This window comes from Desulfofundulus sp. (assembly GCF_049701015.1).
Lineage (GTDB): Bacteria > Bacillota > Desulfotomaculia > Desulfotomaculales > Desulfovirgulaceae > Desulfofundulus.
The window spans coordinates 1-12,075 of record NZ_JBNATZ010000059.1 but is presented as its reverse complement, the minus strand read 5'-3'; the positions used below and the strand labels follow the sequence as shown (position 1 = coordinate 12,075).

The 12,075-nt window shown below is 54.8% G+C and carries 12 protein-coding genes; 4 read left to right on the top strand and 8 right to left on the bottom strand.

Annotation, left to right across the window (positions count from 1 at the left end):
- Window positions 1-515, bottom strand: a 515-nt coding sequence (locus tag ACPLUI_RS05645) for a flagellar assembly protein A (RefSeq protein WP_424659298.1), incomplete at its 3' end; no start/stop codon positions are given.
- 176 nt (window positions 516-691) lie between these two features.
- Between ACPLUI_RS05645 and ACPLUI_RS05640 the strand changes: the two genes are divergently transcribed.
- The gene (locus ACPLUI_RS05640; protein ID WP_424659297.1) at window positions 692-991 is read left to right on the top strand and encodes a hypothetical protein; all 300 of its coding nucleotides are present in this window, start codon (window positions 692-694) and stop codon (window positions 989-991) included.
- Between the two features lie 91 nt (window positions 992-1,082).
- Here the strand turns inward: ACPLUI_RS05640 and ACPLUI_RS05635 are convergent, their stop codons facing one another.
- Window positions 1,083-1,364 (bottom strand): YgaP family membrane protein, encoded by a 282-nt coding sequence (locus tag ACPLUI_RS05635; RefSeq protein WP_424659296.1) that lies wholly within the window; start codon window positions 1,362-1,364, stop codon window positions 1,083-1,085.
- 133 nt (window positions 1,365-1,497) lie between these two features.
- Here ACPLUI_RS05635 and ACPLUI_RS05630 point away from each other — a divergent pair, with 133 nt between their 5' ends.
- From ACPLUI_RS05630 to ACPLUI_RS05620, 3 genes are all read left to right on the top strand, one after another.
- The gene (locus ACPLUI_RS05630) at window positions 1,498-3,324 is read left to right on the top strand and encodes an NADH-dependent [FeFe] hydrogenase, group A6 (protein ID WP_424659295.1); all 1,827 of its coding nucleotides are present in this window, start codon (window positions 1,498-1,500) and stop codon (window positions 3,322-3,324) included.
- A gap of 197 nt (window positions 3,325-3,521) precedes the next feature.
- Complete coding sequence (locus tag ACPLUI_RS05625; RefSeq protein WP_424659294.1) at window positions 3,522-5,504, top strand: glycoside hydrolase family 15 protein; 1,983 nt, start codon at window positions 3,522-3,524, stop codon at window positions 5,502-5,504.
- A gap of 23 nt (window positions 5,505-5,527) precedes the next feature.
- Window positions 5,528-6,214 (top strand): Crp/Fnr family transcriptional regulator, encoded by a 687-nt coding sequence (locus ACPLUI_RS05620; protein ID WP_424659293.1) that lies wholly within the window; start codon window positions 5,528-5,530, stop codon window positions 6,212-6,214.
- Between the two features lie 62 nt (window positions 6,215-6,276).
- Here the strand turns inward: ACPLUI_RS05620 and codY are convergent, their stop codons facing one another.
- The 6 genes from codY to ACPLUI_RS05590 form a co-directional block, all read right to left on the bottom strand.
- A complete protein-coding gene (codY, locus tag ACPLUI_RS05615) occupies window positions 6,277-7,062 on the bottom strand; it encodes a GTP-sensing pleiotropic transcriptional regulator CodY (protein ID WP_424659292.1) in 786 nt (261 codons plus the stop codon).
- Between the two features lie 15 nt (window positions 7,063-7,077).
- Window positions 7,078-8,487, bottom strand: coding sequence for an ATP-dependent protease ATPase subunit HslU (gene hslU / locus ACPLUI_RS05610; protein WP_424659291.1), 1,410 nt, complete (start codon window positions 8,485-8,487; stop codon window positions 7,078-7,080).
- Between the two features lie 114 nt (window positions 8,488-8,601).
- Window positions 8,602-9,132 (bottom strand): ATP-dependent protease subunit HslV, encoded by a 531-nt coding sequence (gene hslV / locus ACPLUI_RS05605; RefSeq protein WP_424659290.1) that lies wholly within the window; start codon window positions 9,130-9,132, stop codon window positions 8,602-8,604.
- Window positions 9,133-9,194: 62 nt separating this feature from the next.
- Entirely contained in the window at window positions 9,195-10,097 is a 903-nt protein-coding gene (xerC, locus tag ACPLUI_RS05600; protein ID WP_424659299.1) for a tyrosine recombinase XerC, read from the bottom strand.
- A gap of 122 nt (window positions 10,098-10,219) precedes the next feature.
- Window positions 10,220-11,542 carry an FADH(2)-oxidizing methylenetetrahydrofolate--tRNA-(uracil(54)-C(5))-methyltransferase TrmFO gene (gene trmFO, locus ACPLUI_RS05595; protein ID WP_424659289.1) on the bottom strand — a complete coding sequence of 441 codons (1,323 nt, stop codon included), beginning with the start codon at window positions 11,540-11,542 and terminating at the stop codon, window positions 10,220-10,222.
- A partial coding sequence (locus ACPLUI_RS05590) for a DNA topoisomerase family protein (protein WP_424659288.1) occupies window positions 11,542-12,075 on the bottom strand: 534 nt, incomplete at its 5' end. The genes ACPLUI_RS05590 and trmFO, both read right to left, overlap by 1 nt.

Here is a 12,075-nt window from a genome sequence, read left to right as displayed (position 1 = left end):
CATGGCAGACCGTGAAGCAGGGCCACCACGCGGGTACCTTCAGCCTGCAGTTCTACTCCCTTGCCCGCCCGTAGCTCCAGCAGCAGTGGAGCCGGGGGAGGAAGTTCCTCACCGGTCACGGCCCTGCCCGGCAACCCGGGCTGCGAGGGGTGCTTTAATGCAAGCAAAGCACCAGCTTCCACAGAGACAATGGTGTTGAGTTCCCGGAAATCAATACGCTTCTCCTCATCCAAAGCCCTTCCTGGAAAAGCACCACCCTCAAAAAAGACCTCGAGCCGTTCATCCACACCCGGCTGCGGCGGTTTTCCCTCCGCCACCAGCAGCGGCTCCGGGCCGGGGTTCGCAGCAAACGATGTTACGGCATGTTCTTTGATCCCAAATACTACCCCCGCTTCCTGGAGCGCCCGGTAAACCGATTCCGGCTTCAGAGCGGCAGTTTCCTCCGGGGCAGAAACATAAGCTTTCATTTTATCTTCGCTGATGGTTACCTTCAGTCTCGGGTACTCATCGACCATTTTCCCCTCCCCCAATGCCAATGCGCTACCTGATAAAAAGCTGTTTAATGTACTCTTCGGAACGGCACGGTGAAAAATAAGGAGGGCAGGCAATTTTTTGGTCCCTGGGGCAGGAATTTTTTCTTCCCACTCGAAATAAATCAAGTTAAAAGCTTGTTTTTAAGGGAGGGGGAAATATGTACCACCCGGGAGAAATAAAAACACCCGGTCTGGAATTGCTCCTGGTTTTTTTACGCCTGCTCTATTTTGTAGCCGCCATGCTGCTGGTTGCCGGAACAGGTACTGTCTTACGGATACCCGCCGCAGTAACGGGTGTTATAGCCGGTGTTGCCGCCTATATCCTGCTCTCAAGCGGCCTCTTTGAGGTAACCACCCACCGTTGTCCTTACTGCGGAAATGTTACACGCACCATTAAAGATTTCGGTTCCTACCGCTGCTCCAATTGCGGACAGGAAAGTTACATCAAAGGTATGTGAAATGAATGGTCCCCCAGCGGGGACCAGATTTTTTCGCAGCGTTTTCCACTCCAAAATTTAGCATACAACCGCCTGTCAGGTCAAGAGGTAATCAACCCGACTCCACCCTTTCCCGGGAAAAAGAAAGCACCCCGGCATCAGTCCCGGCTTCCCGGGGGATAGGAAAATCATCTTCCCGGGATTGACCCTGTTCACCCGGAATAGAACTTATATTCATAAGGTCATACCATAAGCAGTAACCCAGAACTCCCTCCAGGGCCCAGTAGATGCCCATGGCCTTAACAAGAGGCGGTCGGGCCAGAACCGCCAGTGCCACACCTCCCACAACGCGAGCCAGCCGGTCGGCAGGACCAACGTTTTGCTTCAGCCGCATCCTCATTTCACCTCGCCTTTAGCTTGCACCCCGTGCAAATGAACTATGCGAAAACGCATTAAAAAACACCCCCTGTTAAACACTAAGACAAGTCGAACGGTTATAGAAATAGAATACGAATGGAGGGGAAAGAGTGGAAACGGCACCATTACCTCCCGGCCAATGCGAACCCGTTCCTCAGCCGGAGGACGAGAAGGTAAAAATCTGGATTAACGACCGGCCGGTGGAAGTACCTAAAGGCATGAACCTGCTGGAAATCTGCCGTGCCGAAGGTATTGATATCCCCAGCCTCTGTTACCTCCCCGGAGTTCACGAAGCCGGCATATGCCGGGTCTGTCTGGTGGAAGTCGAATCCAACGGGAGGAGAGCTCTACAGGCCTCCTGCGTTTACCCGGCCAGTGAAGGCATTAAAGTTTATACGCACAGCCCCCGTGCCAGGCGTGCCCGGAAAAGGGTAGTTGAACTCTTACTCACGGAACATCAGGGGGAATGTCCGACCTGTGTACGGAACCTTAACTGTGAGTTGCAGCGCCTTGCTGATGAAATGGGTATCCGCAGGGTAAGGATTAACGGGGAACGGCGTCGCTATCCCGTAGCTAATAAAAATCCCTTTATTGTCAGGGACTATAACAAGTGTATCAGGTGCCGGCGTTGTGAGGCTGTCTGCCGGGAGATACAGGGGGTTGGCGTCCTGGGTCCGCGCAACCGGGGTTTTGACCTGGTCATCGGCCCACCTTTCGGCAAGGATCTGGGTGAGGTGGATTGCATCAGCTGCGGCCAGTGCGTAATGGTTTGCCCCACCGGCGCCCTTACTGAGAGGGAATATATCGATGAGGTATGGCGAGCTATTGAAGATCCGGATAAATTTGTATTGGTACAGACAGCCCCCGCCATCCAGGTCACCCTGGGAGAAGCTTTCGGCCTGGGAGCAGGGACGGTTGTGCGGGGTAAACTGGCTGCCGCTCTGCGTCGCCTGGGTTTTGACCGCGTTTTTACCACTGAACTGGCTGCCGACCTGACCATTGTAGAAGAAGCTCACGAACTGCTGGAACGACTGCAAGGTCATGGCAAGCTACCTCTGATTTCTTCCTGCAGTCCGGGATGGGTTAAGTTTTGCGAACACTTTTACCCCGAATTTTTAGACAACCTGAGCACCTGTAAATCTCCCATGGAAATGTTTGGTGCCCTGGCCAAAACTTATTATGCCGAAAAAGAAGGCCTAAATCCCGAAAAAATGGTGGTAGTGGCGGTGATGCCCTGTACGGCCAAAAAATTCGAAGCCGCACGACCGGAACTGGTAACCCGGGGCTTAAGGGACGTGGATTACGTTTTGACTACCCGGGAACTGGTCCGCATGATCCGCCAGGCAGGCATCCGGTTTGATGAACTGGAGGACGAAGAATTCGACCAGCCCCTGGGGTTATCTACCGGAGCCAGTGCCATTTTTGCAGTTACCGGTGGGGTAATGGAAGCAGCCATACGCACAGCCTACGCCCTGTTGGAAGGCAGGGACCTGCCCACCCGGCTGGAGTTCCGGGAATTCAGGGGCTTGAGGGGTATCAAGGAAGCACGACTTAAGCTGAAGAACCAGACGCTTCGTCTGGCTGTAGCCCACGGTACCAGAAACGCCCGCCGCCTGCTGGAGCGGATTAAGAGAGGAGAAAAATTTCATTTTATCGAAATCATGGCCTGCCCTGGAGGATGTATTGGCGGAGGGGGTCAACCCATCCTGGGGCGACTGAACCGGCGGGAAGCCAACATGGTAGAAAGGCGTATGCAGAGGGCTCAAGCACTATACAAAATTGATTTAAATAAGAAACTCCGCCGTGCCCATGAAAACCCGGCCGTACAGCAAATTTACCGGGAGTTTCTCGGACACCCGTTGAGCGAAAAGGCCAAAGAGATTTTGCATACCCATTATACACCCCGGGTAAGAACAAATTACCGCTTGCTGCATTAATTAAATTAGATGCTGGATCCCGGGCATAGAGTTAACGCCTGAAACACCCGGCAAAAAAACCGGGATTTTTCGTTGCCAGAAGCAAGCCGGACCAGTAAACTATAAAATACCAGGGAAGGAAATCTGCCTTACTCCACCCCATGTCTCTGGTACCTTTCAGTGGTAACAGGTAAAAAATATTTTCCGGAGGTTTTCTCATGCGTCGGAAGCTACTACCTCTCCTGCCGGGCGCCGTCACTGGCAACGGCCGGATGCTGGTAACCATTAAAAATACCGGGGAACTCTACCGCTTGTTCTGGCCTAACATTGACCAGGCACAGCATCTGGGGCAGTTTATCACGGGCATCCGCCAGATAAAACCTGCCCCGGAAGGGGTCTGGTGGCTGCACGAGCCCCCCTGGTACGGTGAACAGCACTACCTGAACGAAACTCCCGTAGTTGTTACCTGGAGGCGCAGGGACGACGTGGCCCTTTTAGTAGAACAGGCGGATTTTGTTCTGCCTGAAGAAGACGTGCTCGTCCGCCAGTATCGTGTGACCAATCTTTCCGACCGGGTACGCACCCTTAATTTAGTGGTCTACTGCACCTTTCTGATTGACGAGTCGCCTCTTTATGATACCATATACCTGGATTTAAGCAGCCAGACACTGATCCAATTCCGCCGAAATGTTTTCCTGGCTTTGAGAGTTCCGGGTTATCCCCTGGCAGGGTACCATACCGGCCGGCGGGACACCCCGGGCGATCCCCTTGAACCAGCCAGCCGGGGTGACTTTTACGGTGATTCCTCCACTCTTCGTGCCGGTGCCGGAGCTATAGCCTGGGAAATGGGAGAAATTGCGCCCGGAGAAACCCGTGAACTGACCCTCTACCTGGCAGCTGCATCCAGCGAAGCTGCCGTTCTCGATTTGCTCTCGAAGGTTTCAGGTAAGTCAGGAGCATATTGGAGAGAAGAAACGGCTGGTTTTTGGGAACGCTGGCTGGAAAACCGGCCCATCTTGAACGAGATGGGGGAGGGAAATCGCGTCTTTCGGCTGTCCCTCACGGTTCTAAAAATCCTGACCAACCGGGAGACGGGTGGCAGCATTGCAGCCCCTGAATTCGACCCCTTTTATACCGGCTGCGGTGGATACGGTTATTGCTGGCCGCGGGACGGGATGTATACTGCCCTGGCCCTGGATGAAGCCGGCTATCACCGCGAAGCCAGGGAATTCTATTGTTTCGCCGCCCGGGTTCAAAATTCAGACGGGAGCTGGCAGCAGCGCTATTTTACCAATGGTTTTTGGGCCCCTACCTGGGGGAAACAGATTGACCAGGTGGGAGCGGTTTTGTGGGGTTACCACCACCATTTCAAATTGACACGGGACGTGGAATTCTTAAATGAAATCTGGCCTTCAACTCTCCTGGGAGCCGCTTACCTGCTGGAACACCTTTCCCCAAACGGACTGCCCGAGCCGGGACTGGACCTGTGGGAAGACAACTTTATCCAGAGCACCTACGCAGCGGCGGCCATTTACGGAGGGCTGACAGGGGCAGCAGCTCTGGCTAAAAGTATCGGCGCAACTGAGAAGGAACAGGAATGGAGCCGCGCAGCGGAAACTATCCGCAAGTCCATTCTCACCCACCTGTGGAACCCCGACCGGCAGTGCTTTATGCGGGGTATCAACCGCCGGGTCAGTTGTTATGATTACCGGTGTGCCCTCGAGCGGAACGAGCAGGCCTGGAAGGAAAATGAACCCACGGGTATCTACGAAATCTATTGGGTGCCAAAGGATACCCGCATCGATTCAGCCCTCCTGGGCCTGGTGTTCCCCTTCCGGGTACTGGAGCCAGGCGACCCTTTAATCAATTCGACCGTGAAAACCATTACACGCATACTGGGTAACAGCCGGGCAGGAGGCATCCACCGCTACGAATGGGATGATTACCGGGGTGGAAACCCGTGGATGCTGACCACCCTGTGGTTGGGGCTCATCCACACACTGCGCGGAGAACATGATACTGCCCGCACGATTTACCGGTGGGCACTGAATAATGCCAGCCCAACCGGCCTGCTGCCCGAACAGGTAGACAAAGAACGGGGCGGGCCGGCCTGGGCAATGCCTCTGGGGTGGTCCCACGCCATGTTCATCCTCCTGCACCTGGCCCTGCAGGGAAAACTTTCATTTGTGGAGAAAAAGTAATACCGGGGTGTTTTTTAAAAGAGGTGAGGTATTTGCCGGGAGACATAGAGCAACTAAGGCATATCCCTCTTTTTGCCGGGCTCTCAAATGAGCAACTGGCAGAAATTGCCCGTTTAATCCTGAACAGGAAATACCGGAAAGGGCACATCATTTTTATGGAGGGAGAGCCCGGAGAAGCCGTTTATCTTTTAAAATCAGGAAGGGTCAAAATCTACAAACAGGATGAGGAAGGGCGGGAACATATCCTGCACTATATCAACCCTGGTGAGGTTTTTGCCGAAGTAGTCCTTTTTGATGGCAGCGAATACCCCGCCTGTGCCGAAGTCGTGGCGGATGCCCATGTAGGCGTGATCCGCAACCGGGATATGGATGCGCTCATTCTAAGCAACCCTTCCATTGCTCTTGCTCTTCTGAAAATTATGGCCCGCCGTTTGAGGGTATCGCAGCGACAGATCATGGAGCTGGCTTTAAAAGATACCACCCGCCGCCTGGCCGGTGTGCTCCTGGAACTGGCGAGAACACACGGCAAAGAGGAAGAAAATGGCATACGTATCACCATACCCCTGACCAACCAGGAACTGGCCAACCTGGTGGGCACCTCCCGGGAAACGGCCAACCGCATCCTGGGAGAACTGCGCCGGGACAGGGCCGTTGAAGTGACCCGCCAGGGCATTTTAGTATTCAAGGAGCGCTTAAAAACCTGGCTTTAAAAAAAACCACAGCCGGATAAAGGCTGTGGTTCAATTAACCTTTTCACTTCTTAAATTATTGTTTAATGCTGTTTGAGTTTTTCCAGCTCTTCGAGCAACCTGTCGTTCAACACCCGGATGTAGGTGCCCTTCATACCCAGGGACTTGGATTCAATCACCCCGGCGCTTTCAAACTTACGCAGGGCGTTGACAATTACCGATCTCGTGATACCTACCCGGTCTGCTATTTTACTGGCCACCAGCAGGCCCTCGTCCCCGTCCAGCTCCTCAAAAATATGCTGCACGGCATCCAGCTCGGAGTACGACAGAGTACCCAGGGCAATCTGCACAGCAGCACGCTTACGGGCTTCTTCTTCCATGCGATCGGCCCGGGCCCTCAGTATTTCCATGCCCACTACGGTGGCCCCGTACTCGGCCAGGATTAAGTCCTCGTCGGTGAAGCTGTTGCCAAACCTCGCCAGGATAAGGGTTCCCAGGCGAGAACCGGCTCCCACGATGGGCACCACCGTGGTTATCTTGTTGTTGAACTTGCAGCGCTGGTTGTGATTGAAAACGCATGCATTTACAGTCTGGCAAAAATTAGCCTGCGTTTCGTTGATACGCAAAAGGTATTCATTATATTCTTCGGGGAAACCCTCGGGGGACTCCACCATTTCACGCATGATCTCGCAGCTGAAACCTTTCATAAAAGCATAACCCAGCGCTTTACCCCGCCGGTCGATAATATAAACACTGCAACCTATATTTTCACTTAAGGTAACCGCCATCTCGGTATAATCTACCGGATAACCGGCGGATTTCTGCAAAAGCTTGTTCAACGCACGGGTTTTTTCCAGAAGGTTACGCATGCCTGCACTCCTTTCCTATAAAATGTAGCGACTCAGATCTTCGTTCTTTACTATGTCGCCTAGTTTTCGCTGGACATAATCCCGGTCGATGGTAATTGTTTGCCCCTGCAATTCCGGTGCTTCAAAGGACAGATCCTCCAGCAGCTTTTCCATAATAGTATGCAACCGCCGGGCACCTATGTTCTCGGTTTGCTCATTAACAGTATAAGCTATTTTAGCGATTTCGACAAGAGAATCTTGTGAAAATTTCACGTTGACACCCTCAGTAGCCAGAAGCGCAGTGTATTGTTTAATTAAAGCGTTCTCCGGCTCGGTCAGAATCTGCAGGAAATCCTCTTCTGAAAGGCTTGACAATTCGACGCGAATTGGAAAACGCCCCTGCAGTTCGGGGATAAGGTCCGAAGGTTTGGACATATGGAATGCTCCTGCTGCAATAAAAAGGATGTGGTCGGTTTTTACAGGCCCGTACTTGGTCATGACCGTTGAACCTTCTACAATGGGCAGGATATCCCGCTGAACCCCGCCCCGGGAAACATCGGGTCCGACCCCACCTTCCCTGCCGGCAATTTTATCGATCTCATCCAGGAAGATAATTCCGTGTTCCTCCGCCCTGCGCACGGCATCGCTGGTCACTTCGTCCATATCAATCAGCTTCTGTGCTTCCTGCTGGGTCAGGATCTTCCTGGCTTCAGCCACCGTTACCTTGCGTTTACGCTTCTTCCTGGGGAAAATACCCCCCAGCACGTCCTGGATATTGATGCCCAATTCTTCCACCCCGGAACCGGTGAACACTTCCAGGGTGGGTACAGTGGTATCCTCCACTTCGATTTCCAGGTATTCGTTTTCCAGCTCGCCCCGGGCCAGCTTCTGCCGCAGGGCTTCCCGTTCGAATTGCACCCGTTTGATCCGGCTTTCCTGCATGGGGTCGTTCTCACTGCCTGGCCGGTTGATGCTACCGAAGGCGCCCCCTAAAATGGCCTCGAAGGGATTGCGGGGTGTTTCCTGACGGGGCAGGGGCGCGAGCAACTCGATGATCCGCTCTTCGGCCATTTTCGCCGCCCTGTCCATGACCTTTTCCATTCTTTCCTGGCGCACCATGCGGATCGAAGTTTCCACCAGGTCGCGTACCATGCTCTCCACGTCCCGGCCCACATAACCTACTTCTGTAAATTTGGTGGCCTCCACCTTGATAAAGGGAGCCTTAACCAGTTTTGCCAGCCGGCGCGCAATTTCTGTTTTCCCCACTCCCGTGGGACCAATCATCAAGATGTTCTTGGGGACCACCTCGTCCCGCAGTTCTTCGGGGAGGCGGCTGCGGCGGTAGCGGTTGCGCAGGGCAATGGCAACGGCCCTTTTAGCTTCTTTCTGCCCGACCACGTATTTATCCAGCTCGGCCACGATCTGGCGTGGAGTAAGGTTCTCCATCCTTTCTCTCTCCTCAAGTAAATATTCAATGGACCCGGTAAGGTGCGGTGCAGCTCTCATCGCCAACACCGGTACCTGTACCGACAACCCCGCACCATAACAGCGCTAGTGAAATTATAGTTCCTCCAGGGTAATGTTGTCGTTGGTGTAAACGCAAATGCCAGCAGCGATCATCAGGGCCTCCCGGGCGATTTCCCCCGCGGAGAGATCCGTATGTTTGGCCAGGGCCCGGGCGGCGGCCAGGGCGTAGGGGCCTCCCGAACCAATAGCCGCAATCCCGTCGTCGGGTTCAATAACCTCCCCGCCCCCGGAAAGAACCAGCAGGTGCCGCCGGTCGGCCACCACCAGGAGAGCTTCCAGGCGGCGTAAAAATTTATCCATACGCCATTCCTTCGCCAGTTCCACGGCTGCCCGCTGAAGCTGGCCGTGGTAAGTCTCCAGCTTCCCCTCAAATTTTTCAAAAAGGGTGAAGGCATCTGCTACGGACCCCGCAAAACCGGCAAGCACCTGGTTATTGTGCAGGCGGCGGATCTTTCTTGCCTGATGTTTCAATATAGTATGCTGGCCGAAAGTAACCTGGCCGTCCCCCGCCAGGGCTACCCGGCCGTTTTTTTGGACCGCCACGATGGTCGTGGAATGAAACATAAAAACCTTCCTTTCAAGGACATCAACATATAATTGTATAATTTTTTGCTCACAAATGCAACTCAGGCCCTGGGGTGGGTACGGCTGTATACTTCTTTCAACCTCTCCCTGGTGACGTGAGTATAAATCTGGGTAGTGGACAGACGTACATGCCCAAGCAATTCCTGCACCGCCCGCAGATCGGCACCGTTGTCCAGCAGGTGGGTGGCAAAGGAATGGCGCAGCATGTGGGGGCTAACCTGACGCTCCAGGGAGATCTGACGGACATATTTGTCGATTATTTTCCTTACTCCCCGTGCTGAAAGCCTGTGGCCCCGGTAATTGAGAAAAAGGGCTTCGCCGGAACTTGCAGTTGCCAGGGCCGGCCGGCCGGCCAGGACATATTTTTCCAGGGCCCGTACTGCAAACGCTCCGACAGGCAGCAGCCGCTCCCGCGCTCCTTTACCGGCCACCCGTATAAAGGAACGGGTCAGGTCCACGTCATCCAGATTCAAAGCAACCAGCTCTCCCACCCGCATCCCGCTGGCGTAAAGGGTCTCCAGCAGTGCCCGGTCCCGCCGGCCCAGGGGACTATCGTCCGGAGGGGCTTCGACCAGGGCCCGGCACTCATCGGCAAAGAGAAAACGGGGCAGCTTCCGTTCAATTTTCGGTGAAGAAAGGTGGCCGGCAGGATTGGAGGTCAATATTTCTTCACGGGTTAAATAACGGAGAAAAGAACGCCAGGTGGCCAGCTTCCGGGCAACCGTGGCCCGGGAAAACCCCAGGGACTGCAGGTGTGCCAGAAAAGCCCGCAGCAACTGGCGATCGATATCTCCAGGCAAGACCAGGTGGTCGGGTTTCCCCAAAGCCCGGGCAAAAAAATCAAGGCCCTGGAAGAGATCCCGCTGATAGTTTTCCAGCGTATGGGGGGAGGCGTTCTTTTCCAGTTGGAGGTAGTAGATAAAGTTATCTATGTACGGGTACAAACTGCTCACTCCTGCTCGCATGCCGTTGGCACGCATGCTCCGGTGAGCCTCGCAAGCCAGACCAGCAGTCGACTTCGGGCTCCGGAGAGAGGTCCCGGCAAAATTGGAATTGATAATGGCGTTCAAACGTAATGGATGTCTACTTCCTTCTTCCAATCTTCCAGCGTTTCCAGCGCCCGCTGGGCCAGGGCCAGGTTACGCCTGCGCCGGTCCTTAATGTTTTCATCCAGGGGAGGGAATAAACCGAAGTTTACATTCATAGGTTGAAAGTGCTTCGGGTCCGCGCTGGTAATATAATGGGCCAGGGAACCATGGGCCGTCCCTGGAGGGAAAACCACGGGCTCCCGCCCCCGGTAAAGCCTGGCTGCATTGATACCGGCCATCAACCCGGAAGCAGCCGACTCCACGTAACCTTCCACCCCGGTCATCTGCCCGGCCAGGAAAAGCCCGGCACGTTTTTTACACTCAAAGGTGGGATACAGCAGAATTGGCGAATTGACATAGGTGTTGCGGTGCATCACACCGAACCTTACGAATTCCGCCTCTTCAAGCCCCGGGATCATGCGGAAGACCCGTTTCTGCTCGTCCCACTTGAGGTGGGTTTGAAACCCCACCAGGTTATAAAGGGTACCGGCGGCGTTGTCCTGGCGCAGCTGGACGACCGCATAGGGCTGCCGGCCCGTGCGGGGGTCAATTAAACCAACGGGCTTTAAAGGCCCATAACGCATGGCATCCTTCCCCCGGCGCGCCAGCACCTCGATGGGCAAACAGCCTTCAAAATTAATCTCTTTCTCAAACTCTTTGCGGGGCGCCCTTTCGGCCGTGGCCAGAGCTTCCTGAAAACGCTCGTATTCCTCCCTGGTCATAGGACAATTGATGTACTCCCCTTCCCCCTTGCCGTAACGGGAGGAGCAAAAGACCCTGTCGAAGTTGATGGACTCCCGGGTAACTATGGGCGCCACAGCATCATAGAAATAAAGATACTCTATGCCGGTCAAATCGCGCAGGGACCGGGACATGGCCTCCGAGGTCAGGGGACCGGTGGCCAGGACCACTATACCCTCCTCGGGGATATCAGTAACTTCTTCGCGGCAGACCTCCACCAGAGGGTGGCTTTCCAGGATCTCAGTAACTGCCCGGGCAAAGCCCTCCCGGTCCACGGCCAGGGCGCCCCCGGCCGGCACCCGGTATTTATCAGCACAGGCCATGATCAGGGAGTCCAGCCGTCGCATCTCTTCTTTTAACAGCCCCACAGCATTTTCCAGGGCCGCAGCCCTTAAGGAGTTGCTGCACACCAGCTCGGCAAAATAGCCGGTATGGTGTGCCGGAGTAAATTTCTGCGGACGCATCTCGTAGAGTTTTACCGGCACTTTTCGCCGAACCAGTTGCCAGGCAGCTTCCGCCCCGGCCAGTCCGGCACCTATAACAGTTACTGCTTCGGTCATCAACTTCTTCCTCCAGTTTCCGGGTTTGCTGCGCGACCCGGTTTTGTACCTGCCGGCGGCTGCAAAGCACTTTCGTGCCAGGACGCAAAGGAGGATTTTTCTGGTACCGTCTCAATTCCCGCTGCCACATCCCGGGCGGCTTCACCATTGGAACCATCCCCTCTTTCCCTGCCGAACCGGTACCGGCACTGCTCATTGACACACTCCAGTTCCTCCTGTTCACCCCGTCCCTTTTTGATCACCAGAAGACCACCGCAGCGGGGGCATTTCTCGGCGGAGGGCTCATCCCAAACCACAAAGTCGCAATCGGGGTAGCGGCTGCAACCGTAAAACTTGCGGCCTTTTTTACTGCGCCGCACCACCAGTTCCCCCTCGCAGTGAGGGCAGGGTACCCCTGTAGGCTCCAGCAGGGGACGGGTGTTCCGGCATTCGGGGAAGCCGGGACAGGCCAGAAACTTACCATAACGGCCCATCTTGATTACCATGTTCCGGCCGCACTGCTCGCAGATCTCCCCGGTAACCTCGTCGGAAAC